This window comes from Variovorax sp. BGA-UO-ETr-C22 (assembly GCF_059567965.1).
Genome location: NZ_JCAQPA010000011.1, coordinates 3,006,343 through 3,030,131, shown reverse-complemented (window position 1 = coordinate 3,030,131; position 23,789 = coordinate 3,006,343). Strand labels below are relative to the sequence as shown.

Annotated in this window: 25 protein-coding genes; 8 read left to right on the top strand and 17 right to left on the bottom strand. The window is 68.8% G+C overall.

Annotation, left to right across the window (positions count from 1 at the left end; genetic code table 11):
* Positions 1-32 precede the first annotated feature (32 nt).
* The 4 genes from flgK to AC57B8_RS34395 all read left to right on the top strand — a co-directional run bounded on the left by flgK (position 33) and on the right by AC57B8_RS34395 (position 5,252).
* Positions 33-1,997, top strand: coding sequence for a flagellar hook-associated protein FlgK (flgK, locus tag AC57B8_RS34410; RefSeq protein ID WP_496482109.1), 1,965 nt, complete (start codon positions 33-35; stop codon positions 1,995-1,997).
* 29 nt (positions 1,998-2,026) lie between these two features.
* A complete protein-coding gene (gene flgL, locus AC57B8_RS34405; RefSeq protein WP_159274373.1) occupies positions 2,027-3,238 on the top strand; it encodes a flagellar hook-associated protein FlgL in 1,212 nt (403 codons plus the stop codon).
* Positions 3,239-3,385: 147 nt separating this feature from the next.
* Positions 3,386-4,009 carry a pentapeptide repeat-containing protein gene (locus AC57B8_RS34400; protein WP_496482108.1) on the top strand — a complete coding sequence of 208 codons (624 nt, stop codon included), beginning with the start codon at positions 3,386-3,388 and terminating at the stop codon, positions 4,007-4,009.
* A 184-nt stretch (positions 4,010-4,193) separates the two neighbouring features.
* Positions 4,194-5,252, top strand: coding sequence for a hypothetical protein (locus AC57B8_RS34395; RefSeq protein WP_496482107.1), 1,059 nt, complete (start codon positions 4,194-4,196; stop codon positions 5,250-5,252).
* 34 nt (positions 5,253-5,286) lie between these two features.
* On the opposite strand, the gene kdsA is transcribed toward AC57B8_RS34395, so the two are convergent.
* Positions 5,287-6,138 (bottom strand): 3-deoxy-8-phosphooctulonate synthase, encoded by an 852-nt coding sequence (gene kdsA / locus AC57B8_RS34390; protein ID WP_496482106.1) that lies wholly within the window; start codon positions 6,136-6,138, stop codon positions 5,287-5,289.
* Between the two features lie 158 nt (positions 6,139-6,296).
* Between kdsA and AC57B8_RS34385 the strand changes: the two genes are divergently transcribed.
* Positions 6,297-6,899 (top strand): SMI1/KNR4 family protein, encoded by a 603-nt coding sequence (locus AC57B8_RS34385; RefSeq protein ID WP_307586315.1) that lies wholly within the window; start codon positions 6,297-6,299, stop codon positions 6,897-6,899.
* Between the two features lie 10 nt (positions 6,900-6,909).
* Here AC57B8_RS34385 and AC57B8_RS34380 read toward each other — a convergent pair whose 3' ends face one another.
* Positions 6,910-7,767 carry a LysR family transcriptional regulator gene (locus tag AC57B8_RS34380; RefSeq protein WP_496482105.1) on the bottom strand — a complete coding sequence of 286 codons (858 nt, stop codon included), beginning with the start codon at positions 7,765-7,767 and terminating at the stop codon, positions 6,910-6,912.
* Positions 7,768-7,850: 83 nt separating this feature from the next.
* Here AC57B8_RS34380 and AC57B8_RS34375 point away from each other — a divergent pair, with 83 nt between their 5' ends.
* Entirely contained in the window at positions 7,851-8,228 is a 378-nt protein-coding gene (locus AC57B8_RS34375; protein ID WP_062469294.1) for a tautomerase family protein, read from the top strand.
* 135 nt (positions 8,229-8,363) lie between these two features.
* On the opposite strand, the gene AC57B8_RS34370 is transcribed toward AC57B8_RS34375, so the two are convergent.
* On the bottom strand, positions 8,364-9,548 hold the full coding sequence (locus AC57B8_RS34370; protein ID WP_496482104.1) for an alpha/beta fold hydrolase: 1,185 nt from the start codon (positions 9,546-9,548) through the stop codon (positions 8,364-8,366).
* A 238-nt stretch (positions 9,549-9,786) separates the two neighbouring features.
* On the opposite strand from AC57B8_RS34370, the gene AC57B8_RS34365 reads away from it, so the two are divergent.
* Both AC57B8_RS34365 and AC57B8_RS34360 read left to right on the top strand, forming a co-directional pair.
* On the top strand, positions 9,787-10,842 hold the full coding sequence (locus AC57B8_RS34365) for a sensor histidine kinase (RefSeq protein ID WP_496482103.1): 1,056 nt from the start codon (positions 9,787-9,789) through the stop codon (positions 10,840-10,842).
* Entirely contained in the window at positions 10,839-11,633 is a 795-nt protein-coding gene (locus AC57B8_RS34360) for a LytR/AlgR family response regulator transcription factor (protein WP_496482102.1), read from the top strand. Before AC57B8_RS34365 ends, AC57B8_RS34360 begins: the two co-directional genes overlap by 4 nt.
* A 33-nt stretch (positions 11,634-11,666) precedes the next feature.
* Here AC57B8_RS34360 and AC57B8_RS34355 read toward each other — a convergent pair whose 3' ends face one another.
* The 14 genes from AC57B8_RS34355 to fliF form a co-directional block, all read right to left on the bottom strand.
* Positions 11,667-12,548, bottom strand: a complete 882-nt coding sequence (locus tag AC57B8_RS34355; protein ID WP_496482101.1) for a hypothetical protein — start codon at positions 12,546-12,548, stop codon at positions 11,667-11,669.
* A gap of 57 nt (positions 12,549-12,605) precedes the next feature.
* Positions 12,606-13,403, bottom strand: coding sequence for a flagellar biosynthetic protein FliR (gene fliR / locus AC57B8_RS34350; protein WP_496482100.1), 798 nt, complete (start codon positions 13,401-13,403; stop codon positions 12,606-12,608).
* Positions 13,400-13,669, bottom strand: coding sequence for a flagellar biosynthesis protein FliQ (fliQ, locus tag AC57B8_RS34345; RefSeq protein WP_062469313.1), 270 nt, complete (start codon positions 13,667-13,669; stop codon positions 13,400-13,402). The genes fliR and fliQ overlap by 4 nt, the downstream gene beginning before the upstream one ends.
* Complete coding sequence (gene fliP, locus AC57B8_RS34340; protein WP_062469318.1) at positions 13,666-14,424, bottom strand: flagellar type III secretion system pore protein FliP; 759 nt, start codon at positions 14,422-14,424, stop codon at positions 13,666-13,668. Before fliP ends, fliQ begins: the two co-directional genes overlap by 4 nt.
* Positions 14,421-14,903: a flagellar biosynthetic protein FliO gene (gene fliO / locus AC57B8_RS34335; RefSeq protein WP_496482099.1), complete on the bottom strand. Its 483-nt coding sequence runs from the start codon at positions 14,901-14,903 to the stop codon at positions 14,421-14,423. Before fliO ends, fliP begins: the two co-directional genes overlap by 4 nt.
* Positions 14,900-15,328: a flagellar motor switch protein FliN gene (gene fliN / locus AC57B8_RS34330; RefSeq protein WP_062469325.1), complete on the bottom strand. Its 429-nt coding sequence runs from the start codon at positions 15,326-15,328 to the stop codon at positions 14,900-14,902. The genes fliO and fliN overlap by 4 nt, the downstream gene beginning before the upstream one ends.
* The gene (gene fliM / locus AC57B8_RS34325; RefSeq protein ID WP_062469328.1) at positions 15,321-16,322 is read right to left on the bottom strand and encodes a flagellar motor switch protein FliM; all 1,002 of its coding nucleotides are present in this window, start codon (positions 16,320-16,322) and stop codon (positions 15,321-15,323) included. The genes fliN and fliM overlap by 8 nt, the downstream gene beginning before the upstream one ends.
* 30 nt (positions 16,323-16,352) lie before the next feature.
* On the bottom strand, positions 16,353-16,868 hold the full coding sequence (gene fliL, locus AC57B8_RS34320; RefSeq protein WP_496482098.1) for a flagellar basal body-associated protein FliL: 516 nt from the start codon (positions 16,866-16,868) through the stop codon (positions 16,353-16,355).
* A 117-nt stretch (positions 16,869-16,985) separates the two neighbouring features.
* The gene (locus AC57B8_RS34315; RefSeq protein ID WP_496482097.1) at positions 16,986-18,317 is read right to left on the bottom strand and encodes a flagellar hook-length control protein FliK; all 1,332 of its coding nucleotides are present in this window, start codon (positions 18,315-18,317) and stop codon (positions 16,986-16,988) included.
* 19 nt (positions 18,318-18,336) lie between these two features.
* Complete coding sequence (gene fliJ / locus AC57B8_RS34310) at positions 18,337-18,795, bottom strand: flagellar export protein FliJ (protein ID WP_062469337.1); 459 nt, start codon at positions 18,793-18,795, stop codon at positions 18,337-18,339.
* The gene (gene fliI / locus AC57B8_RS34305) at positions 18,792-20,219 is read right to left on the bottom strand and encodes a flagellar protein export ATPase FliI (RefSeq protein WP_496482096.1); all 1,428 of its coding nucleotides are present in this window, start codon (positions 20,217-20,219) and stop codon (positions 18,792-18,794) included. Before fliI ends, fliJ begins: the two co-directional genes overlap by 4 nt.
* A 4-nt stretch (positions 20,220-20,223) precedes the next feature.
* Complete coding sequence (fliH, locus tag AC57B8_RS34300; RefSeq protein ID WP_496482095.1) at positions 20,224-20,997, bottom strand: flagellar assembly protein FliH; 774 nt, start codon at positions 20,995-20,997, stop codon at positions 20,224-20,226.
* Positions 20,984-21,985, bottom strand: coding sequence for a flagellar motor switch protein FliG (fliG, locus tag AC57B8_RS34295; RefSeq protein ID WP_496482094.1), 1,002 nt, complete (start codon positions 21,983-21,985; stop codon positions 20,984-20,986). The genes fliH and fliG overlap by 14 nt, the downstream gene beginning before the upstream one ends.
* Positions 21,978-23,678 (bottom strand): flagellar basal-body MS-ring/collar protein FliF, encoded by a 1,701-nt coding sequence (gene fliF, locus AC57B8_RS34290; protein WP_496482093.1) that lies wholly within the window; start codon positions 23,676-23,678, stop codon positions 21,978-21,980. Before fliF ends, fliG begins: the two co-directional genes overlap by 8 nt.
* Positions 23,679-23,789 lie beyond the last annotated feature (111 nt).

The following is a 23,789-nucleotide window of genomic DNA, read 5'->3' as shown; positions in this document are numbered from 1 at the left end:
CTCCCCCACACCCCTTTGACAGGTAAAGCCTTATGTCCGGAAGCATGTTCTACACAGGTCTGAGCGGCCTCGCGGTCGCCCGCACCGCGCTGATGACCACGGCCCACAACACCGCCAACGTGTACACGGCCGGCTACAGCCGCCAGATCGCGCAGATCGCCTCCGCCGGCGGCATTGCCAGCGGCTCGGGCTTCATCGGCTCGGGCGCCAACGTGACGACCGTGTCGCGCAGCTACGACCGCTACCTCACGGCGCAGCTGGCCACCGCGCAGTCGCAGTCGGCCGCGCTGGCCACCAACGGCGTGCAGGTCAACCGCATCGACCAGCTGCTGGCCGACAAGACCTCGGGCATCGCGCCGCTGATGCAGAGCTTCTTCACCAGCGTGCAGGGTGTGGCCAACACGCCGGCCGACCCGGCGGCGCGCCAGCAGATGATCAGCGCGGCGCAGTCGCTGGCCAGCAAGTTCCGCGCGACCGACCAGTACCTGTCGGACCTGAACACCTCGGTCAACGAGCAGATCGTGGGCAGCGTGAGCCAGATCAACACCTACGCCGCCAAGATCGCCAGCCTGAACCAGCAGATCAGCCAGATGAGCGCGGTGGCCGGCGGCCAGGCGCCGAACGACCTGCTCGACCAGCGCGACCAGCTCGTGAGCGAGCTGAGCCAGGTGGTCGACGTGCGCGTGCTGCAGCAGGACGACGGCAAGTACAACGTGTTCATCGCCACCGGCCAGTCGCTGGTGGTGGGCGACCACGCCTCCAAGATGGCGGCGGTGACGTCGTCGGCCGACCCCACGCGCCAGGTGGTGGCGCTGTCGGGCTTTGCCGGCAACACCGTCGAGCTCGACGACAGCGCCTTCACCGGCGGCGTGCTCGGCGGCCTCATGGCCTTCCGCAAGGACACGCTGATCCCCACGCAGAACGCCGTCGGCCGGCTCGCCATGTCGGTGGCCGACGCGGTGAATGCGCAACACAAGCTGGGCGTGGACCTGAACGGCGCGCTGGGCCAGAACTTCTTCTCACAGGCCGTGCCGGGCACGATCGCCAACGCCGGCAACAGCGGCAACCTCGAGCTCGGCGCCACGCTGACCGATGCGTCCAAGCTCACCACCAGCGACTACAACGTGAGCGTGACCGACGTCGGGGGCACGCTCACCTACACGGTCACGCGGCTCTCGGACAAGACGCCGATGGGCAGCTTCACCACCTTCCCGATCAGCTTCGACGGCGTGAGCCTCACGGCCGCGAGCGGCACGGCACAGGCCGGCGACTCGTTCCTGGTGCAGCCCACGCGCACCGGCGCACGCGACCTCGAGGTGCTGGTGCGCGACCCGGCCAAGGTGGCCGCCGCCTCGCCCGTGATCACCGGCAACACCGCGGGCAACAAGGGCAGCGGCGCACTGGGCGCGGCCACCGTCGACGCGGCCTACCCGGGCTCGCCGCTGGCCGGCAACGTCACGCTGAGCTTCAACGCGGGCACCGGCACGCTGTCGGGCTTTCCGGCCGGCTCGGCCGTGACCGTCACGCGCGCCGACGGCACCGCCACCAGCTACCCGGCCGGCACGCCCGTGCCCTACACGGCCGGCGCGAAGATGAGCTTCGACGGCATCACCGTGGCCATGACGGGCGCGCCCGCGCAGGGCGACACCTTCACCATCGGCAAGAACACCGGCGGTGTTTCCGACGGCGGCAACGCGCTGCTGCTGGGCGCGCTGCAGCGCAAGACCACGATGTCGAACGGCACCGCGACCTTCAACGGCGCCTACTCGCAGCTGGTGAGCGACGTCGGCAACCGCGCCATGTCGATCAAGGTGGCCGCCGTCACGCAGGACAGCGTCACCGGCCAGATCAAGGCCAGCCAGCGCGCGATTTCGGGCGTGGTGCAGGACGAGGAAACCGGCAACCTGCTGATGTTCCAGCAGATGTACCAGGCCAACGCCAAGGTGATCCAGACCGCCTCGGCGATGTTCGACGCCATCCTCGGCATCCGTAGCTGAACCCTTTTGTACAGATTCCAGGACCCGCGATGCGCATCAGCACCCAATCCTTCTACGAACAGAGCCTGCAGTCGATGGGCCTGCAGCAGCAGAAGCTGTTCAAGGTCCAGCAGCAGCTGGCGACCAACTCCAAGTTCCTGTCGGCCGGCGACGACCCGGTGGGCGCGGCGCGCGCGCTCGGCGTGAGCCAGACGCTGGCGGAGGGCGCCCAGTTCGCCACCAGCCGCCAGCGCGCGGCACTGGCGCTGTCGACCGAAGAGAACGCGCTCGACTCGGTGACGTCGATCCTGCAGCACGTGAAGACGCTGGTCGTGCAAGCCGGCGGCGGCGGCCTGTCGGACGCCGACCGCGGCTCGCTTGCCACGGCCATCCAGAGCAGCCTGGAGCAGCTCGTGGGCGTGGCCAACAGCGACAACGGCAGCGGCCAGTACCTGTTCGCCGGCTACAAGAGCGGCAGCCCGCCCTTCGTGATGGCTGCCGGCGGCGGCGTGCAGTACGTGGGCGACCAGGGCGAGCGGCTGATGCAGATCGACGTGGCGCGCCAGATGTCGACCTCGGACGACGGCCGCAGCATCTTCCAGTCGGTGCAGGGCGGTGCGGGCTACGTGACCTCGGGCTCGCCTGCCAACACCGGCTCGGGCGTGTTCGGTGCCGTGAGCATCACCGACGCCACCGCACCGAACTACGGCAAGGACTTCACCATCCGCTTCACCGGCACCGACTACACGGTGATGACCAAGGACACGCCGCCCGTGGTGGCCGCGAGCGGCCCGTTCACCGCCGGCACCCCGATCTCGTTCGGCGGCGTGCAGATCGCCATCAGCGGCACGCCGGCCAACGGCGACAGCTTCGACGTGTCTACCGCGCAGAACGCCGGCACCGACATCTTCGCGGCCCTGGGCGAGCTGGTGACAGCGCTGCGCGCACCGCTCAACGGTGGCGGCGCGGCGGCCCAGGCGCAGCTGCGCAATGCGTTGAGCACCGCCAACGTGAAGGTCACGAACGCGCACGACAACGTGCTCACGGTGCTGTCGTCGGTGGGCTCGCGCCAGGTCGAGCTGCAGGCGCTCGACAGCGCGGGTGCGATGAACAAGCTGCAGGAAGAAAGCTACCTGTCGTCGATCGAGGACCTCGATCCGTACACGGCGATTTCCGAGTTCTACCAGCGGCAGTCTTCGCTGCAGGCGACGCAGATGACGTTTGCCAAGCTGAACAGCATCTCGCTTTTCAACTACCTGTGAGGGTGGGGTGGCCAGCGGCTGCGTGCTGGCCACTGGAGGGGGAAGCCGATCGTCGCGATGGACGCGGGCAGAATGCGTCGACTGGCTGCCGTCGGTCGTCCGCCTGGCAGCAGCGCACCACGCCCACCTTCCTCGGAGAATCGATCCATGGCCGAACGTGCATATGGGGCACCGGCACCTGCGACCCGGACCACGCTGGCTGGAGAGCGCTGGTACGGGAAGGACATCGACCGGCAAACCTACACCGCCGTCCTGTTCAGCGATCTGGACATGACGGAGGCCAGGAACACCGGCTCGGTGTTCACCGACTGCACGTTCCGGAGCGCGCGCTTCAATTCGTCGGTCCACACGGATGCGGCTTTCGTCAATTGCACGTTTGTCGCCTGCAAGTTCTTCGACGCCAGCTTCGTCGATTGCAAGTTCATCGGCAGCATGTTCGATGGCTGCATGTTCGAGGTGATGAAAGCGGTCGGCGGCGACTGGTCGTTTGCCGGCCTTCCGGGTGCCGACTTGCGCAAGGCGTCGTTCAACGGCACACGGATGCGCGAGGTCGACCTCACGGGCGCACGATGCGACGGCGGCGTGCTTCGCGATGTCGATCTGTCGGGGGCCTGGCTGCACAGCGCCAACCTCTCGCGGTGCGACCTGCGTGGCAGTGACCTGAGCGCACTCGAACCGCAGCACGTGCAGCTCCAAGGCGCAGTCATCACCGCCGTGCAAGCCTTGACCATCGCCGAGGCGCTGGGAATGGACGTCAGGCCGGAGGAATAGAAACGAGACAGCGCGGGTGCGATGAACCCGCCGCAGGAAGCAAGCTACCTGCCGTTGGCGTGGGATTGCTTCTCCACTTGCGTCTTGCGAGGCGGGCCACCGGTTCCCGTGGCCTCCCACAAAAGCGGTATTTCGTTTGCGAATCGTCGGGCTAGATTCAGGCGCCATCCTGGAGGAGAAAAGCATGCCGATCGTTCGCACCCTGGCCCTGAGCGTCTTCCTGCTGGGCACGGCCTTGCCCGCCCTGGCTGCGAACGACGGCACCGACAGCCATTGCGTCATCGGCAAGGACAGCACGCTTTTCAACCAGTGCAACTACAGCGTCGACGTCGGCTTCTGCGTCGAGAACCCGCGGCAGACCAAGCACTTCTTCGACAGCTCCGAGGCCTTCCAGTGCCCCAACGGCGGACTCAGCACGCTGGGCCCCGGCAAGAAGGAGGGCAACCTCCTGCACGGCACCGTGCACTGGTGGGCCTGCTCGACCAAGCACCGGGGCACGGGCCGCTGGCGGTACGTGGAAGGACGGGGCTACCGGGGGTACTGCTTCTCCGAGAAGGAGGCGAAGGCTGCGAATCCGGCGCCCTCGCAGCGAACGCGCGCCTCCTCCGAAGAATGCAAGGCGCTGCAGCAACGCGCCACGCAGGCCTCGGGCCCCAGCGCGGACCGGGTCCACAACTACACGATGATCGAGTACCTCGACCGCAGCTGCGGCAACCTGACGCCCGACGACCGCGTGGCCACGCGCAAGGTCTATCAGCAGGAGTACGTGCGGCTCGTCTCCGAATGCAGGCATTCGGGCGCGAGGAACTGCGACTCGGCCGCCATGCCGAACGAGGCCGCGGCGCCGGAACGTCCGACGGTTCAGGCGGGCAGCGTCCCCGCAGCGAGAGCATCCTCGCGCAGCGAACCCTCCGTGGACATGCTGATGTCGCGGTGTTCGGACGCCCTGCGGACCGCCATCGACACCTTCTATCAATCGGAGGTGGAGGCCGACCGCTACTACCGCCGCACGCACACCGGGTCTCGCGAGCGCGTGCAGGGCTGGATGACGGAAAAAGCCAGGGTCGAATACGCCGCAGGCGCGCTGGCGGTTCCGCCCCAGTCGCTGGCCGAGTACCACGCGGGAGCGCTGCAGGAGGCGGCGAGCCGGACCCGGCCGATGGGCAATGGCCTGCACGATCCCCATCGCGAACAGGCGCTGCTGCGGGCCTGCTACATGAAGGCGCGCCTCGACAGCCGCTAGAGGCCCGTGCGTGCGCGACGGCGCAGCGCCTTGTTCAGGCGCGGATGTGCAAGGGCGCGAACGACTTCACCAGGTCGTCCAACGCCTTCAGCTGCGTGAGGAAAGGCTCCAGCTGGTCCAGCGGCAGGGCGCTGGGGCCGTCGCATTTCGCCTGCGCCGGGTCGGGGTGCGCTTCGAGAAAGAGGCCCGCCAGGCCCACCGCCAGTCCCGCACGCGCCAGCTCGGCCACCTGCTCGCGCCGCCCGCCCGAGGCGATGGCGTTGGCCTCGCGTTGCTGGAGTGAATGCGTCACGTCGAAGATGACCGGCAGGTCCCCGGTGACCTTCTTCATGGTGCCGAAGCCGAGCATGTCGACCACGAGGTTGTCGTAGCCGAAGCAGGTGCCGCGGTCGCACAGGATGACGGAGGCATTCCCCGCCTCCTTGAGCTTCTCCACGATGTTGAGCACCTGCGTCGGGCTCAGGAACTGGGGCTTCTTGACGTTGATGACCTTACCGGTCTTGGCCAGCGCGACGACCAGGTCGGTCTGGCGGGCGAGAAACGCGGGCAGCTGCAGGACGTCCACCACTTCGGCGACGGGTTTCGCCTGCCAGGGCTCGTGCACGTCGGTGAGAACGGGCACGCCGAACGCCGCCTTGACGGCCTCGAAGATCTTCAGGCCCTCTTCCAGGCCCGGACCCCGGTAGGAATGGATCGACGAGCGATTGGCTTTGTCGAAGCTCGCCTTGAAGACATAGGGGATGCCGAGCTTCTGCGTGACCCGCACGTACTCTTCCGCGGCACGCAGGGCCATGTCTTTCGACTCGAGGACGTTCACGCCGCCGAACAGGACAAAGCCGTTGCTGTTACTGACGTGGATGGCGGGGGTGATGGCGACGGTGGTCAAGGCGAGCTCCTCTGAAGTGTCTGTTGCCCCGCATTCTCGCGGTTCGGCTTCTGGCCCAGAATGGGCCCTGGCCTGAACCTGCCTGGCCGATAGGGGCGGTGCACGAAAGCGAAGCGGGGCCGGCGCACCGTGATCCGCGTTAGGCTGCAGCGAACGCCATGAAAGTACTTTTCCCCAATCCCTTTGGCCGCGCACCGGCCTCCGCACAGGCGGTCGACGCGCTGCAGCGCCGCCTCGGTTTCTCCGACGCCTACGCCACCTTCCTGCGAACCCAGAACGGCTTCTCGCTGTACGAGATGGAACAGGCAGGCGACATCGCGGCCTACGTGCAGCCAGACGGCACGGCGAGCAGCGCCTCGCACGCCAACTTCCGGGTGCTCAACAGCTTCGGCGCATCGGACCCCCACTGCGACCTGGAGACGTTGCAGGCCGAGAGCCTGCTGGCCGCCTGGTTTCTGGACATCGGCAGCGACCCCGCGGGCAACCCGTTCGTGGAGGTGCTGCACGGCCGGCACAAGGGCCGTATCGCCAGCCTCGACCACGACCTCTTTGCAGGCAAGCTGGACACGCAGGAGTTCTTGGCCGACATGGAACTGGCCCACCTCCCATCGCTCAGCCTGGACGCGCAGGCCGATGCGCTGTGCGACGAGGCGCAGGGCCTGGTGTGGTTCCACGCCAGCGGCATGCAGTCCTTCCTGGACCATTGCATCCACTGCGACGACGATTTCTGGGGCTTCGTGGTGGACGAACGCGCGCCCTGACGCAGTCGGATCAGTTTCTCGCCACGCTCCTGAACGCCGCAGACAGTGCGTCCACGGCCTCGCGCGCCCGACCCTCCCGGACCCTGGAGTGCAGCAGGACCGGCAGGCGGGGCAGGTCGGGCAGGCCCAGCTTGGGCCCCACGTCGACGCAGCCTAAGGGCAGCATGCGCGGCGCCAACGCCGCGACGCCCAGGCCGGCCATCACCGCCGCCGCCACGGCCGCGACGCCGCCCCCCACAAACACCTCGGTCCACGGGATGCCGGCCGTGTCCAGAAGCTGCTCCGCCAACGCGCGCACCCCGCAGGGCTGCGCCATCGTGGCCAGCGGCAGGGGCTCACCCACGCGGTGCTGCCAGCCTGCGGCAGCGAACCAGCCGAAGCGCTCCTGCGTCAGAAGCTTTCCGTCCGTGCGTCCGGCGTGCAGCCGGACGATGACCGTGTCGAGTTCCCGTCGGTCGTAGCTCTGGAGCAGATCGCCCGACGAGCCGATCCGGATGTCGATCAGCAGCTGCGCGTCTTGCGCGTTCATGCGGGCGATCAGCGCGGGCAACTCCGGGCCTGCCACGTGGTCGCTGATGCCGATGGTCAGCCGCTGGCGGGCGCTCGCAAAGGCCGCCAGCGTGCGATCGTGGACCGCCAGGAGTTCCCGGGCATGTCCGAGGAAGGCGGCACCGCGCGCCGACAGCTCCACGTGCCGGGGCGTTCGCTCCAGAAGCCGGCAGCCCAGCCTGTCTTCCAGGCGCTTCAGTTTCAGGCTGATCCCTGCCTGCGTGGTCTGCATGACTTCCGCGGCGCGCGTGAAGCTGCCCAGCTCGGTGATGCGAACGAAGGCCTGAACGGCGTCGAGATCCAGCGGGCGATCAGTCATGACAAAAGATTGTTATTGAGATAAGTATCAATAGCAAATCTGAATACATAACATCCGCTGTTCCACCATGACCCGGAGCAGCGATGCCCACCATTCACATCTCGATGCGCGCGGGAAAGCCAGAGGCCTACCGGCAGGCGATCTTCGACAGCCTCTATCGCGCCCTGCGCGACACGTTGAACGTGCCGCAAGACGACCAGTTCATGACGATCACCGAGCACGAGGCCGCCAACTTCCGATATGGAGGCGCCTTCGGCGTCGCGCGCAGCGACGATCTCCTGTACATCCAGATCACCGTTTTCAACACGCGCACCGCGCAGCAGAAGAAGGCGCTGTTCCAGCGCATCGCGCAGCTGCTGGCCGAGAGTCCGGGGATACGCCCGGAGGACGTGTTCGTGACCCTTGCCGATGCACCCAGGGAGAACTGGTCCGTCGGACATGGGTTGGCGCAATTTGCCTGAGGAATGGCTCCTTCAGCCTCCAAAAGAAAGCCTGCATCCATCGCGCGATCCCAGAAAACTGGCGGACGGAATTTGAAAGAGGCCGGCTTCCTCTTCCCGACCGGACGCTTGCTGACAACGCCACAGACCGCGTGCCTACTTCGCCAGGAGCGACGCAATCGCCGGCCCGGCCAAGCCGATGGTGGCACCCAGTGCATCGGCGTGGCCATTGGGACTGTTCATCTCGACATACTCTGCCGGCGTGCCTTGCGCCTTGAGGATCTCCACGGCGCGTTTGGACAGGAGCGGCGGAAAGATCTGGTCCGAGCTGATGCCCACGAACAGCGACCTGGCCTTGATGCGTTCTGGCTTGGCGCTGGGCAGCTGCAAGGCCTTCAGCGTGTACAGCCAGCTGTTGGCGTCCATGCCCTTGGCACGCGCTTCGCCGATCTTCTCGAGGGTGGCATCGACCGCAAACTGGTTCGCAGCCGCTTCGCCGGGGTTCTTGCCCGGGTCGGCCCACTTCTGGCCGAAGGCCTTGTCGGCCCAGGCGAAGCTGAGCGCGTCGAGCGTGACGAGACGCATGGCCTGCGTCATGCCGGCCAGCGGCTCGGCCTTGCCGTGGTAGTCGCCGTGGGCCCAGTTCGGGTCCAGCCGCACGGCCGCACCCCACGAGCTCATCTTGGCGATGGCGTAGGCCGGGCTGTTGACGCCAGGACCCACGATGGACACCAGGCGTTGCACGCGCTCCGGGTAGGCCGAGGCCCATTCCACCGACATCCAGGCGCCGGCCGAAGCGCCCGCCACGGCGTAAATGGTTCGAATGCCCAACGCATCGAGCAGGGCCTTCTGCACCTCCACCGTGTCCCGCGCAGCCAGCACCGGGAAGCGCGGGCCATACGGCTTGCCGGTAGCGGCGTCGATGCTGGCCGGGCCGGTGCTGACGACGGTGGCCGATGCGCGATTGGGGTTGGACAACGCGTCGGTTGCGATGACGAAGAATCGATCGGTGTCGATCGGCAGGCCGGCGCCGATGATCGTGTCCCAGTAACCCGGCGCGGCGTCGCTCGCCGCATACCGGCCGGCGGCGTGCGAGGTGCCGGTGATGAAGTGATTGATGAGGATCACGTTGTCTCGCGCCGCATTCAGGCGGCCATAGGTTTCATAGCCGATGCGCACGCCCTTGATGACCTGGCCGTTCACGGTCGTGTAGGTGGGCAGGTTGAACACCTGCTTTTCCACGATGCCGTCGTAGGCCTGTGCGTTCGTCGTGACGAGGGCCGCGCAGACGGCGGCCGCGGCGCAAAGCAGCGTGTGCGAAAGAGAAGAAGATCGTTGCATGGGGACTCCCGGGTGGTGAGGTCTGCACTGTCGGCGGCCGCAGCCAGGCGCGCATCCGGTTTGGTGCCCAAACGCCCGGTGGAGGGCATCAACGGTCGTGAGGCGGCATCGAGCGGTCGCCGTTCGGTCCCCTCAAACAACGGCTCGAGGACAAACTCGCCCCCACGAGCCCTCGATCGGTGGCGGCATGGCGTGCCAACCTCTACAGTGGCGCGATGCATGCAGCCGACGGCCACCCGTGATCCGCGTTGATTCACCGATTCCCGCCCGATGGCTGGGCGCCGTGCGGCTGACGGCCGGCGCGTTCCTGCTGTGCGCGATCGCGGCCGGGCTGCTCTTCTGGGCCGCTCCTGCGCTCGAAACACCGGCGCGCCTGTTCGTCTTCGTCGAATGTGTCGGCATGGTGTTCGTTGCGTGCGTCGCGGTGCTGGGCCGCTTTGGACGGCTGCGGCGAATGCAGGCGCTGCCCCGTTGGCTTCTGACCGGCGCGATCGCCATCCCGACGGGGTACTTCGGGGGGCACCTGGTCGCGCTCCTGATCCTGGACGAACCGATCGGCCGCGTCGTGGGTCATGACAGCGACTACATGGTGGCGTTCGCCTTCGGCCTGGTGCTGGCCATGTTCGTCCTCTACGTCGCTGCAACGCGTGACCAGCTTGCCAAGGAGGCGGTCGCCCGATCCGACGCCCAGCGCCTGGCCACCGAATCGGAATTGCGGCTGCTGCGCGCGCAACTCGAGCCTCACATGCTGTTCAACACGCTGGCGACTCTGCGCTCGCTCGTCGACGAAGACCCGCGACAGGCCGAGCGCATGATCGACCAGCTGATCGTCTACCTGCGCAGCACGCATGCCGCGTCACGCGACGAGGTGACGACGCTGCAGTCGGAGTTCGCCCAGCTGAGGGCGTACCTCGACATCATGTCCTTGCGCATGGGGCCCAGGCTGGCCTATCGGCTCGACTTGCCCGCCGAGCTGGAGCGGATCGCCATCCCGCCGATGCTGTTGCAGCCGCTGGTCGAGAACGCCATCAGGCACGGCCTGGAGCCGAAGTTGGGCGCAGGGGGCGTCGAAGTGCTGGCACGTTCGATCGAGGGCGGCATCGAGGTCGCTGTGGACGATTCCGGTCTGGGCTTGTCGCCGCACCTGCCCGCTTCGGGTGGCGACGAGGTCTGCGGGGCCGGACTGAAAAATGTGCGTGACCGCCTCCAGACCCGCTATGGCTTGCGTGCGTCCCTGTCTCTGCAGGCCCGATCGCCGTGCGGCGTGCGCGCGGTCGTGAGGATTCCATCGTGAGCGCGTGGCGCGGCGTGATTGCCGAAGATGAACCGGTGCTGTCCAGAACGCTGCAGCGCTTGTTGCACGAAGCCTGGCCCGAGCTGGAGATCGTGGGCGTTGCCGACGATGGCCTGAAGGCGATCGAACTGGCCCAGACCCTGGCGCCCGATGTGATGTTCCTGGACATCAAGATGCCGGGCAAGACCGGCCTGGAAGTCGCCGAGGCCGTCGCCGACGAGTGGCCCGACGACCAGGCCGAACCGCTCTTCGTCTTCATCACCGCGTACGACAATTTCGCGATCTCGGCGTTCGAGCATGCGGCGATGGACTACATGCTCAAGCCGGCGACGCTCGAACGCCTGCAGGTCTGCGTGCAACGCCTGAAGCACAGGTTGCACGAGCGCGCCCGGACACCGGCTGCCGGTGGCATGGCGGCCCTGATGGAGCGCGTGCAGTCGATCACCGATCCGGCCGATGTGCCTGAAAAGATCAAGGTCATCCGCGCCGGCGTCGGCAACACCGTGCGGATGATTCCGGTCTCGGAGGTGATCTGCCTGGAAGCCGCCGAGAAGTACGTCAATGTCGTCACGGCCCAGGGCGAGGCGCTGGTGCGCATGAGCCTGCGCGATCTGGTGTCGCGGATCGACGCCACCGACTTCACGCAGGTGCATCGCGGCGTGCTCGTCAACACCCACTGCGTCGTGAGCGCCACCCGCGACGAGAACGGGCGCTACAGCCTGTCGGTGCGGGGCCTGGCGCGATCGCTCAAGGTCAGCCGGGCGTTCGGGCACCTGTTTCGCGCGATGTAGCGGGAGCAGGCTTGTTGATGGCCGGGGCCGGGGTCATCGTCTCGGGGCGCGCAGCCTCGCGATGCCGAAGCCCAAGGCCACGGCGACGCACAAGAATGCCAGCACGGCCAGCCAGGTCGATTGGGTGAAGTAGTAGGCGCCCAAGGCCGCACCCGCCGCCACGAAGGCGCCCAGCCATTCCAGGGCGGGGTCGAGCCAGCTCTTGGCCGCGTGCGCCTTGGGTTCCGCGAACGCGCGATCGTGTTCGTCGATCTGCTGTGTTGTTGTCGGCGATCTGCGGGCCTTCCGTTGTCGCGGGTCGGGGAAGTGTTCTCGCACCGCCGGCGTGGGCCAGGCGCCATCGCTGGATGACGCGAGGCCGCTCAAGGTCCAGACCGGGTCCACATCTTGCCTCGCAAGATCCGACATCAGGCTTTCGAGCGCCTTGCTGTCGTGGAGACCGTCGATGTCCCCAAGATCGGCGCGCAGCCATGGCTCGGCGTCGGCCGCATCTGGCAAGCCGGAGGTGCGCAGCAGGAGGTAGTCCCCGAAGTGCTGCGCAATCAGTGCTTCAAAGGACGCGTAGATCGGGCGGTAGCGCTCTCCGATGGCGCCGAGGATCGCTTCACGCCGTGTCGCCAGCCGCGCAACCGCTGCGGCCTTGTCAATGACGAGGTAGGGGTAGGTCGCGTCGGCGCCGAAATCCTCGATGCATTCCTCGCGGTCGACGGCCGAGGCTTCGTCGTCGATGTCGTATTCGTCGATGAAGCGCGCGTACCGGATGTCGCTGGTGCTGAAGAGTGCCCGCCAGAACAGAGGGAAGAACGCGTTGGCCTCCAGCTCGGCGCCGTCGCCGAAGAAGCTGCGCCATTCGTTGCGGCTGCCTTCCGGCATCCGGGGCAGGGAGGAGCTGGACAGATAAATGGGGTGTGACATGCGCGACCTTCCGTGTTGCGGCCGGAATCATCTTAGTGGGAGTGGCGCGCCATCCCCTCAGCGCCGCAACCCCTGCGTGAACCGCAGCATGTTCGAAAGCGACTCCGCAAACCGCGGCTCCAGGAACGCCGCCAGGTGCGGCATCAGCAGCTGCAGCATCACCAGCCCCGCCAGCAGCGTGAGCGGAAAGCCCACTGCGAAGATGCTGAACTGCGGCGAGGCGCGGTTCAGGATACCCATGGCGAGGTTGAGCGTGAGCAGCGCGGTGATCAGCGGCAGCGCCAGCAGCAGGCCGCTCGCGAAGATGTCGCCGCCCGCGAGCACCAGGAACATCCAGCCGCCGGCCGCCAGTGGCGCATCGGCGATGGGCAGCGTGTGAAAGCTCGCGGCCAACGCCTCCAGCATGAGCAGGTGGCCGTCCAGCGCCATGAAGATCAGCATCGCCAGCATGTTCAGCAACCGCGACACCACCATCGTGCTGCCGTGGCTCATGGGGTCGAAGAAAGATGCGAACGACAACCCCATCTGCAGGCCGATGTACTCGCCCGCGGCCAGCACGGCCGTGAAGATGAGGCGCATCGAGAAGCCCATGGCGGCGCCGATCAGCACTTGCTGCACGATGATCCAGAAGCCGCCCGCCGACACCACGGGCACCGCCGGCAGCGGCCCGATCGTGGGCGAGATCACCAGCGTCAGCACGGCGGCGATGCCCACCTTCACCTGCCGCGTCGCCCAGGGCTCGCCGAACACCGGCGCCGTGGAGACCATGGCCAGCATGCGGACGAAGGGCCAGAGGAAGGCCACCAGCCAGGCCTCGAGCTGGCCCGAGGTGACGGAGAAAACCGAGGGCGTCACGCCAGCATCTGCGGGATGCTGGCGAACAGGGCGCGCATGTAGTCGAGCATGCGGTCGAGCATCCACGGCCCGGCGATGACCAGCGTCGCGAACACCGCGAGCAGCTTGGGAATGAAGGACAGCGTGGCCTCGTTGATCTGCGTGGCCGCCTGGAAGATGCTGACCACCAGGCCGATCACCAGCGCCACCAGCAGCAGCGGTGCACCCAGCAGCAGCGAGATTTCCATGGCCCGGTGGCCCATGGTCATGACGGATTCGGGCGTCATAAATAAAAGCTCTGCGAGAGCGCACCGATCAGCAGCTGCCAGCCGTCGGCCAGCACGAACAGCATGAGCTTGAAGGGCAGCGCGATGGACGCGGGCGGCACCATCATCATGCCCATCGACATCAGCACGCTCGCCACCACGAGGTCGATGATGAGAAAGGGAATGAAGATGGTGAAGCCGATCTGGAAGGCCGTCTTCAGCTCGCTGATGACGAAGGCCGGCAGCAGGATGCGCAGCGGCACGTCTTCGGGCCCCTGCATCTCGGGCGCCTTGGCGAGCCGTGCGAACAAGGCCAGGTCGGTCTCGCGCGTCTGCTTGAGCATGAAGGTCTTGAAGGGCGCGATGCCGCGCTCCAGCGCTTTTTCGGCGCTGAGCTTGCTTTCGGAGAAGGGCACGTAGGCCTCGGTGTAGGCCTTGTCGAACACCGGCGACATCACGAAGAAGGTGAGGAACAGCGACAGCCCCACCAGGATCTGGTTGGGCGGCGAGGTCTGCGTGCCGATGGCGGTGCGCAGCAGGCCCAGCACGATGAGGATGCGCGTGAAGCTGGTCATCGACAGCAGCAGCGCGGGCAGGAAGGTGAGCGAGGTCAGCAGCACCAGCGTCTGCACGCTCAGCGACCAGGTCTGGCTGCCGCCGGGGCCCGGCGTGCTCGTGAGGCCGGGCAGCCCTTGTGTCCACGCGGCGGCGGGCAGCGTGGCGGCGAGCAGCAGCAAGGCGGTGCGCAGGCCGCGGTGCAGGGCAGGGCGCGTCATGGCGCGGTGCGCGCTTTGCCGGCGAGCGAATCGCGCAGCTTCTGGGCGAAGAGGCCCACCGGGTTCTGTGGCGACATGGGTGTGACTGTCGCAGGCGTTGCCTGGGCCGGCAGCGTGTGCAGCGTGCGGACCTGGCTGCTGGTGACGCCCAGCACCAGCCACTGGCCGGCCACGTCCACCACGACCACGCGCTCGCGCGGGCCGACCATGGCGGTGGACACCACCTTCACCACCTGGCCGCCGCCCAGCCGCTGCAGGCCGAAGCGCCGCGCCAGCCACGCGCACAGGAAGATCAGGCCGACGACCGCCGCCATGCCGAAGCCCGCCTGCAGCAGGCCCGCGCCGCCGACCGCAACGGGCGGCGCGGCTTCACGCACCGGCGTGGGCACGGTGGGCAAGGCCGCATGCGCCGCATGAAAGCCCAGCGCCAGCAGCGCGGCGCTCCGCGCAAGCAGCGAAGACACCCGCGCCAGGTTCATGCGCGCGCGAGCTTCTGCATGCGCTCGGAGGGCGTGACGATGTCGGTCAGGCGGATGCCGTACTTCTCGTTCACCACCACGACCTCGCCCTGCGCTATGAGGTAGCCGTTGATCAGCACGTCCAGCGGCTGGCCGGCCAGGCCGTCGAGCTCCACCACCGAGCCCTGCGACAGCTGCAGCAGGTTCTTGATGGTGATGCGCGTGCGGCCGATCTCGGCGGTGAGCTGCACCGGCACGTCGAGCACGCGCGCGATGTCCACGGGCGTGGCGGACGAGGCAGCCGGCGCATCCTGGATCTGCTGGAAGACCTGCGCCGTTGCGGGAGCCACGGCCGGGTCGGGCGCGGGCGCGCTGGCCGCGGTCTGCTCGGCCAGTGCGCTGGCCCAGTCGTCCGCGTCGCTGGCGGCAGAGGTGTTGTCAGTCATGGTCGTTCTTCGAATCGCTGTCTTGGTGGGAGATCATGTGTTGCACGCGCAGGGCGTAGCGCTCGTTGGAGGTGCCGTAGCCGCAGGCCATCACCGGCACGCCGCCGACCTTGGCGACCACCGTCGCCGGCAGCTCGATGGGAATCACGTCGCCCACGCGCAGCTTCATCACCTCGCCCAGCGTCGAGGGCATGGTCACGAAGTCGGCGGTGAGCTCGACGTCGGCGGCCTGCATCTGGCGCGACATCTGCGTGACCCAGCGCTTGTCGACTTCGACCTCGTCCTGGATCGGGTTGGACAGCAGGTCGCGGATCGGCTCGATCATCGAGTAGGGCAGGCACACGTGCAGGAAGCCGCCGATGGGGCCGAACTCGATCTGCAGCGTGGTGTTGATCACCACCTCGTTGGGCGCGACGATGTTGGCGAGCTTGCCGTGCATCTCGGCGCGCACGTAGTCGAAGGCCAGCGGAAACACCGGCTGCCATGCGTCGCCGTAGCACTGCAGCGACAGGTCGAGCAGGCGCTTGATGATGCGCTGCTCGGTGCGCGTGAAGTCGCGCCCTTCCACGCGCACGTGGTAGCGCCCGTCGCTGCCGAACAGGTTGTCCACCACGAGGAACACCAGCTTCGGGTCGAACACGAAGAGGGCGGTGCCGCGCAGCGGCTTCATGTGGACCATGTTGATGTTCGCGGGCACCGGCAGGTGCCGCACGAACTCGCCGAACTGCTGGATCTGCACGGGCCCCACCGAGATGTCGGGGCTGCGGCGCATGAAGTTCAGCAGCGCGCTGCGCAGGCCGCGCGCAAAGCGGTCGTTGATGACCTCCAGCGTGTGCATGCGGTTGCGCACCACGCGGTCGGGCGCACCGAGGTCGTAGGCCGGCAGGCCGTCGGGCGGCGGCGCGGGCGCGGCGGCCTGGTCGAGGTCGCCGCCGGTGACGCCCTGCAGCAGCGCATCGACCTCGTCCTGGGAGAGCACCTGTTCATACGCCATGGATCGCGGGTCCGCAAACGGGCATCGTCGTCACTGCACGACGAAGGAGTTGAAGGACACGCTCGCGATGCCCAGCTCGGGCAGGCCCTCGGCCAGCGGTGCGTTCAGCGCGCTGTGGATCTCCGTGGCCAGCCGGGCCTTGTCTTCCGAGGTGACCAGCGATTCGGGCGGGCGGTTCGACAGCAGCACCAGCAGGCGGCTGCGCAGCTCGGGCATGAACTCCACGATCTGCGCCTTGGCCTGCTCGTCGCGCACCTTCAGCGCCATGCCGATCTGCAGGAAGCGCGAGCGGCCTTCGGACTGCAGGTTGACGGTCAGCGGCTCCAGCAGCAGGAAGATGGGTTTCTCGGGCACCGGTGCCTTGGCCGTCTCGGCGGCGGCGTGCTCGGTGAAGCGGGGCAGCACGAAGACGTACGCGGCCGCGCCGGCCACGGCCAGGCCGAGGACGGTCACGAGCCCGATCAGCAGTTTCGAGGTGCGGCGCGAGGCCGGCGGGTCGGTCGCGACCGACGCAGCCGCGGTGGCGGCGGGAGAAGAGGTAGCCATGGTGAAACGGTGGACGGGTCCGATCTATTCTTTGCGAAGTCGCCCGCCGGCGAACGGCCGAACAAGCGCACAAAGGCGCTTCACATCCGTTCATTGCGGGAGGCGGGCGGGGCGGTTTCAGGCGAAGGTGTCGACGCCCGGGCCCGTGCGTGGGGTGGCAACGGGGCGGGGTGCTGCCGTTGTCGTGCGGGCGATGTCGGTGGCCGCGGAAGTGCCCTGCGGTCGCCACGCGCCCTGTCGTTGGTGTTGCTGCTGTTGCTGCTGCGCGAACGCCGCGTCCTGCCCGAACGGCGCGCGCGTGTCCGCGCCCACCGAGGTCTGGCCCAGCGTGATGCCCTGCTCCGACAGGCTGGTGCGCAGCTGCGGCAGCGCAGCCTCGACGGCCTTGCGCACGCTCTCGTGCGCCGACACGAATGCGGCCTGCGCCTGGTGCTCGCCGACCGACAGCGTGACCTTCAGCGGGCCGAGGCCGGCGGGGTTGAGGTTCAGCTCGGCGGTGTGCGTGCCGCCGAGGCTCATGCGCGCGAGCTGCTGGCCGAGTGCGGGTGCCCATTTCTCGCTGCCGACTTCGGGCGCGAGCGTGTGCACGGCGGGGCGTGCGGCGGGGCTTTCGGTCGTGCGCTCAGTGGAGACGGTCGCGGGCTGTTGAAGCGCGAACGGGGTGGTGGACGGAGTCGTCGCGTCGTCGCCCGAGGTGCTGGCCGACACTGCGACGACGGGGGCGGCGTCCACTGTCGCGGGTTTCGCGTCGCCGGCAGGCTGGGCCTGCGCGGCGGCTGCGAGCTGTTCGGTGGTGGTGGCGCTCACGGTGCGCGGTGCGCCCGCGCGGCCCGGTGCGGCGGTGCCGACAGGCGGACCTGCGGGTGCGGTGGCCGGCTTCTTGCCATCGACAGCCATCGGCTGCGCGGCCACGGCGGCGCGCACGATCTCGTACAGCGAGGGCGGTGCCGCGTTGTCGGCTTCAGGCGCTGCGCTTTGTGCGGCGGCAGTGGCGGTGGGCGCGGAAGCGTCTTCGGTGGCGATGGCGGGCGCGGGCGTGGTGGCGGCTTCGCTGCTCAGGCGGACCGTGCTAGCAGGCAGGCCGGCTTGCGCGTCGGGCGTGACCGGCGCCAATGAAGTTTCTGGCGCACCGCTGCCCTGCGTGGCCGCACCGCCCGCAAGCACCGGTGCCTGTTGCGGCGTGACGGCTGCCGCAAGAAAAGCGAGATCCGGCTCCGCAGGCTGCGCATCCCGCACCTCTTCCGCAAGGTCCGTCTTGCGCAGCGGCTTGGCATCCGCCACCACGGTGTCGGCATCCGACGCCTTCTCAGCCTGGCTCGCGCGCGAACGTTCGAGCGCGGCACCGAACGCGCGGCCCTGCGCTTCGTCGGCACTGCGGCCACGTGCGCCGCCCTGCGCCACCGGCGAAGTGGCGGCAGGCGTGACGGACGGCGGGATCATGGGAGGCATGTCGGTTCCTGGAGGAGGTTCAGTGGGTGGGGTGCGAGGCGCGGTCGAAGAACTGGCGGGCGGCGCGTTCGTCGCTGTCGCGCTGCTCGCGCTTGGCCTGCGCCATCAGCTCCTGCGCGCGCACGCGATCGGCCAGCGTGTCGAAGGAGCTGAGGCGGCGCTTTTCGCGCTGCCAGTCGGTGCGGCCCCGGTCGAGCTGGTGCCCGGCCCGCTCGGCGATGGCGCGCTGCTGCGCAATCGCATGGTCGAGCGTGCCGAGGAAGTTGCGGTAGTTGCGCCACTGCGACGACGGCAGGCCGCCGCGCATCAACGTGTCGAGCTGCGCGTGGTAGTCCTGGCGGTACTGCAGCAGCAGCTCGAGCTTCTGCTGCGCGCTCAGGTGCGCGCTTTGCAAGGCGCCCAGGCGGCGCGCGGCGTCGTCGGTCTGGCTTTGCGCCAGGTCGATGAGCATGCCGAGGGGGAGCTTGCTGCTGCTCATGGGCGTCCTGGGGAAGGTGTGTTCGTGAACAGGCTGTCCATGTGGGCGATGGCCTCCTCGTAGCCGGTGCGTTCGTGCATCGACTGCTGCAGGAAGGCCTCGATGCGCGGGTACATCGCGATCGCTTGGTCCAGCTGCAGGTCGTGCCCTGGCGCGTAGGCGCCTACGCTGATCAGGTCGCGGTTGCGCTGGTAGCGCGACAGCATCTGCTTGAAGCGGCGCACGGTGTCGAACTGCGCGGGCGCAATCAGCGACGTCATTGCGCGGCTGATCGAGGCCTCGATGTCGATGGCCGGGTAGTGCCCCGCTTCGGCCAGCGTGCGCGAGAGCACGACATGGCCGTCCAGGATCGCGCGCGCCGAATCGGCGATCGGGTCCTGCTGGTCGTCGCCTTCCGAGAGCACGGTGTAGAAGGCCGTGATCGAGCCGCCGCGCCCCTGCGCATCGCGCGCGCCGTTGCCGGCGCGCTCCACCAGCGCAGGCAGCCGCGCGAACACCGAGGGCGGGTAGCCCTTGGTGGCGGGCGGCTCGCCCACGGCCAGCGCGATCTCGCGCTGCGCCATCGCATAGCGCGTGAGCGAATCCATGATGAGCAGCACGTCCTTGCCCTGGTCGCGAAAGTACTCGGCCAGGCAGGTGGCGTAGGCCGCGCCCTGCAGGCGCAGCAGCGGCGAGTTGTCGGCCGGCGCGGCCACCACCACGGCGCGCGCCAGGCCCTCTTCGCCCAGCGTGTTCTCGATGAAGTCTTTCACCTCGCGCCCGCGTTCGCCGATGAGGCCGACCACGATCACCTCGGCGCTGGTGTAGCGCGCCATCATGCCCAGCAGCACGCTCTTGCCCACGCCCGAGCCGGCAAACAGGCCCATGCGCTGGCCGCGGCCGACGGTGAGCATCGCGTTGATGGCGCGCACGCCCACGTCGAGCACCGAGTCGATGGCCGCGCGCGACAGCGGGTTGATCGGCGGCGCCGCCAGCGGCACCTGGCGTGCCACGTCGAGCGGGCCCAGGCCGTCGAGCGGGCGGCCGGCCGCATCGACCACGCGGCCCAGCATGCCTTCGCCCACGGGCAGGCGCTTGGTGTGGGCGTCGCCGGTCGCACCGGGTTCGCGCAGGCCGGGCCGCGCGAACACGCGCGCGCCGGGCAGCAGGCCCGCCACCTCGGTCTGCGACATGAGGAAGAGGCGGTCGCCCGCGAAGCCCACCACTTCGGCCTCGGCATGGCGCTGCGGATGGCCGGGCGGCAGTTCGATCAGGCAGTCGCTGCCCACGGGCAGCTGCAGGCCCACGGCTTCGAGCACGAGGCCGACGGCGCGTGTGAGGCGGCCCGAGGCGGTGGTGGTCGTGCTGCGGGCGACGGCGGCGCGCGCCTGTTCCAGCACGGCGCGCACGCTGTTCAGATGAGGGTTGGTGGGCGCGGTCTGCATCGGCTCAGGAGGCGTCGCCACGCAGCGCCGCGCCCACGCGCTCCCAGCGCGTGGCCAGGCTGGCGTCCAGCTCGCCCGTGGCCGACTGCACGCGGCAGCCGCCGCGCGCCAGGCTGTCGTCGGCACGCAGCTGCCAGCCGGCCGCCTCGATCTCGTTGCCCAGGCTGTTCTTCACCAGCGCGATGTCGTCGGGGTGCAGCAGCAGGCGCGGTTCGCCGCGCAGCGCGGGTTCGGCGTGCAGCAGGTCGCGCACCAGCGGCAGCACCCATTCGGGCTCGGCCTGGTAGGTGCGGTGCACCACCTGGCGCGCCACGTCGAGTGCGAGCGCGAGCACGGTCTCGGCCAGCTCGGCCTCGGCACCGCGCAAGGCTTCGGGCAGCGAACGGGCCAGCGCGCGCAGGCGTTCGGCGTGCACGCTGGCGGCGGCGAGGCCGGTGGCCAGGCCTTCGGTGTGGCCGACCTGGCGGCCTTCGGCCAGCCCGGCAGCGCGGCCCTCGGCCTCGCCCGCGGCGCGTGCTTCCTTGCGGATGCGGGCCAGCTCGGCGAGGTCGACCTTGGGCGCGGGAGGCGCAGGAGGCGGGGAAAGGCGCTGTGCTGTTTGACGCGAGAGGGTCGTGCCTGAGGGCGCCTTGCCATCGAGCGTGCCCATCTCCCAGCGCTCCCACGCCGACAGCGCGGGCGTGCCGGCGCCCGCCTGGCGTGCGGCCGCATGGATGGCGGCGAGGCGCTCGCGCGAACTGTTGGAGGCGCCGAAGGCGCCGGGGTCAGACGAAGTCATCGGTGCCAGGCGCCGCGATCACGATCTCGCCGGCGTCCGCCAGACGGCGGGCGACCTGCAGGATGGCCTTCTGTTCGGTCTCGACCTGCGACACGCGCACGGGGCCGCGCAACTCCATGTCCTCGCGCAGCGTTTCTGCGGCGCGCTGCGACATGTTGCTGAGGAACTTGTCGCGCAGCTCCAGCGGCGCGCCCTTGAGCGCGATGATGAGCGAGTCGCTCTCGATGTCCTTGAGCAGGCGCTGGATGCTGCGGTCTTCCAGGCCCAGCAGGTTCTCGAACACGAACATCTCGTCGACGATGCGCTGGGCCAGCGCCTCGTCCTGCTCGCGCACATGGGCGATGGCTTCTTCTTCCACCGTGGTGCTCATCAGGTTGACGATTTCGGCCGCGGTGCGCACGCCGCCCAGGCGGCTGCGGCGCAGGCCCTGGCCCGCGAGCATTTCGGTCAGCACCTCGGTGAGTTCGTTGAGCGCCGACGGCTGCACGCCGCCGAAGGTGGCCACGCGCATGATCACGTCGTGGCGCAGGCGCGCGGGCAGCTTCTCGAGCACCTCCGAGGCCTTCATGCGGTCCAGGTGCACCAGCAGCGTTGCAAGGATCTGCGGGTGCTCGTCGCGGATGAGCTCGGCCACCTCGCCGGCCTCGAGTTCGTTCAGGCGCTCGATGCCGCCGTGCGGCTCGTCGGGCTGCAGGATGTCCTCGAGCAGGGTGCTCGCGCGGTCGTCGCCCAGCGCCTTCTTGAGCACGGCGCGGATGTAACTGGTCGAGCCCAGGTGCAGCGCCGACAGCTGCTCGGTCTCCTGGCGGAACTCGGCCAGCACCGAGGCCAGCTCGTCGCGCGAGACCGCACTCAGCTTGGACATGGCCAGGCCCAGCGCCTGCACCTCGGAGGTGGGCAGCAGGTGCAGCGCGGCGGCGGCGCGGTCTTCGCCCAGCGCCATGAGCAGGATGGCGCTCTTGCGGGTGCCTGCTTCGCTGCTAGTCATCGGTGTGCATCCAGTGCTGGATCAGGGCGGCCACGAGCTTGGGGTCCTTGTCGGCGGTCTGCTGGGCGTAGTCCATGTCGGCCTTCTGGCGTGCGGACTCGCGCTGCTGCAGGGTTTCTTCGGGCTCGGCCGGGGCCGTGCCGGTGGGGGCCACGGCGCTTGCATCGGTCACGGGCGGCGCGGGCGGCGGCGCGGCCAGGTGCCGGCGCATCAGCGGACGCCCCACGGCGAACCAGGCGAACAGCGCGAGCAGGCCGATGAGCAGGTAGGGGACCAGCGTCTTGCCGAACGCGAGGGTGTCGCGGTCGCGCCAGAAGGGCACGTCGGGCGCGGGGCCGGCCTCGCTGTCGCCGTCGCGGGCGAAGGCGCTGTTGACCACGTTGAGCGAGTCACCGCGTTCCTGGCTGAAGCCCATCGCTTCCTTGGCGAGGTTGCGGATCTGTTCCAGCTCGGCCGGCGCGAGCGCGCGGGCGCTGGTCTTGCCAGCCGCATCGACCGTGTCGCGGTGGTTCACCACCACGGCGACCGACAGGCGCTTCACGCCGCCGGCGGCCTGCTGCACGTGGCGGATGGTGCGGTCGAGCTCGTAGTTGGTCGTGACGTCCTTGCGCGTGTTGCTCGGGCCGGCCGGTGCGGCGGTGGGAGATGCGTTCGGCGTGTTCGGTGCGCCCGGTGCGTTCGGTGGCTTGGGCGCGGTGATCGGCGCCGTCGGGTTCACCGGCGGCTGGTTCGACAGCGCGCCCGGCACGCCGCCCGGCGGCGCGCCGTTGTGCTGCGCCGATTCGCTGGACTGCTGGCTGCGGATCGCGGCCTGCGCCGGGTCCTGGTTGGGCCGGTACTTCTCGTCGGTGTGTTCCACCACCGAGAAGTCGATCTCGGCCGCGACCTGCGCGCGCACGTTGCTCGCGCCCACCAGCGGCTGAAGAATGGCTTCGATGCGGCGCACGTAGCCCTGCTCGATCTCCTGTGCGTACTTGAGCTGGCTCACGTCCAGCCCCTGGCTGGTGCCGCGCGCCGACGACAGCAGGTTGCCGCGCTGGTCGACCACCGTGACGTTCTTGGCGTCCAGGTCGGGCACGCTGGCGGACACCATGTGCACGATGGCGCTCACCTGGCCTTCGTCGATGCTGCGCCCGCGCATCAGCGTGAGCACCACCGAGGCCGAAGGCTTCTTCTGGTCGCGCACGAACAGCGACGGCTTGGGCAGCGCCAGGTGCACGCGCGCCGCTTCGATGCTGCCGATCGATTCGATGGAGCGCGCCAGCTCGCCTTCGAGCCCGCGCTGGTAGTTGACCTGCTCGGCGAACTGGCTGGTGCCGAACTTCTGGTTGTCCATCAGTTCGAAGCCCACGCCGCCGGCCTTGGGCAGGCCCTGCGCCGCGAGCTTCAGGCGCGTCTCGGCCACCTTGTCGCCCGCGATCAGGATCGCGCCGCCGCCCTCGGCGAACTTGTAGGGCACGTTCATCTGCTGCAGCGACGCGATGATCGCGCCGCCGTCGCGGTCCGACACGTTGGTGTAGAGCACCTTGTAGTCGGGGCCGCGGCTCCACAGGAAGAAGGCGGCCGCCACCGTCGCCAGCGCCGCGGCGCCAAGGATCAGCGGCAGCCGGGGCTGCGCGCGCATGCGCTCCAGCATCGGGGGCAGGCCGTTGGCGCCCGCCGCCAGGCCGCCCGTGGGCGCGGCCGTGCTCATCGGCGCGCCTTCGCCGGGGCCGTTGCGCCCTGCAGGGCCGGCGCCGGAGTGAGAGAGGGGATTCGGTGTTGGGATGTCATGCCGGTGGCCGGCGACGTCGTGCGCGGCCTG

Bases quoted from the DNA above. Each gene is read 5' to 3' on its own strand.
- flgK (WP_496482109.1), top strand. From the start codon at position 33: ATGTCCGGAAGCATGTTCTACACAGGTCTGAGCGGCCTCGCGGTCGCC.
- flgL (WP_159274373.1), top strand. From the start codon at position 2,027: ATGCGCATCAGCACCCAATCCTTCTACGAACAGAGCCTGCAGTCGATG.
- AC57B8_RS34400 (WP_496482108.1), top strand. From the start codon at position 3,386: ATGGCCGAACGTGCATATGGGGCACCGGCACCTGCGACCCGGACCACG.
- AC57B8_RS34395 (WP_496482107.1), top strand. From the start codon at position 4,194: ATGCCGATCGTTCGCACCCTGGCCCTGAGCGTCTTCCTGCTGGGCACG.
- AC57B8_RS34385 (WP_307586315.1), top strand. From the start codon at position 6,297: ATGAAAGTACTTTTCCCCAATCCCTTTGGCCGCGCACCGGCCTCCGCA.
- AC57B8_RS34380 (WP_496482105.1), bottom strand. From the start codon at position 7,767: ATGACTGATCGCCCGCTGGATCTCGACGCCGTTCAGGCCTTCGTTCGC.
- AC57B8_RS34375 (WP_062469294.1), top strand. From the start codon at position 7,851: ATGCCCACCATTCACATCTCGATGCGCGCGGGAAAGCCAGAGGCCTAC.
- AC57B8_RS34370 (WP_496482104.1), bottom strand. From the start codon at position 9,548: ATGCAACGATCTTCTTCTCTTTCGCACACGCTGCTTTGCGCCGCGGCC.
- AC57B8_RS34355 (WP_496482101.1), bottom strand. From the start codon at position 12,548: ATGTCACACCCCATTTATCTGTCCAGCTCCTCCCTGCCCCGGATGCCG.
- fliQ (WP_062469313.1), bottom strand. From the start codon at position 13,669: ATGACGCCCGAATCCGTCATGACCATGGGCCACCGGGCCATGGAAATC.
- fliP (WP_062469318.1), bottom strand. From the start codon at position 14,424: ATGACGCGCCCTGCCCTGCACCGCGGCCTGCGCACCGCCTTGCTGCTG.
- fliO (WP_496482099.1), bottom strand. From the start codon at position 14,903: ATGAACCTGGCGCGGGTGTCTTCGCTGCTTGCGCGGAGCGCCGCGCTG.
- fliN (WP_062469325.1), bottom strand. From the start codon at position 15,328: ATGACTGACAACACCTCTGCCGCCAGCGACGCGGACGACTGGGCCAGC.
- fliM (WP_062469328.1), bottom strand. From the start codon at position 16,322: ATGGCGTATGAACAGGTGCTCTCCCAGGACGAGGTCGATGCGCTGCTG.
- fliL (WP_496482098.1), bottom strand. From the start codon at position 16,868: ATGGCTACCTCTTCTCCCGCCGCCACCGCGGCTGCGTCGGTCGCGACC.
- AC57B8_RS34315 (WP_496482097.1), bottom strand. From the start codon at position 18,317: ATGCCTCCCATGATCCCGCCGTCCGTCACGCCTGCCGCCACTTCGCCG.
- fliJ (WP_062469337.1), bottom strand. From the start codon at position 18,795: ATGAGCAGCAGCAAGCTCCCCCTCGGCATGCTCATCGACCTGGCGCAA.
- fliI (WP_496482096.1), bottom strand. From the start codon at position 20,219: ATGCAGACCGCGCCCACCAACCCTCATCTGAACAGCGTGCGCGCCGTG.
- fliH (WP_496482095.1), bottom strand. From the start codon at position 20,997: ATGACTTCGTCTGACCCCGGCGCCTTCGGCGCCTCCAACAGTTCGCGC.
- fliG (WP_496482094.1), bottom strand. From the start codon at position 21,985: ATGACTAGCAGCGAAGCAGGCACCCGCAAGAGCGCCATCCTGCTCATG.
- fliF (WP_496482093.1), bottom strand. From the start codon at position 23,678: ATGAGCACGGCCGCGCCCACGGGCGGCCTGGCGGCGGGCGCCAACGGC.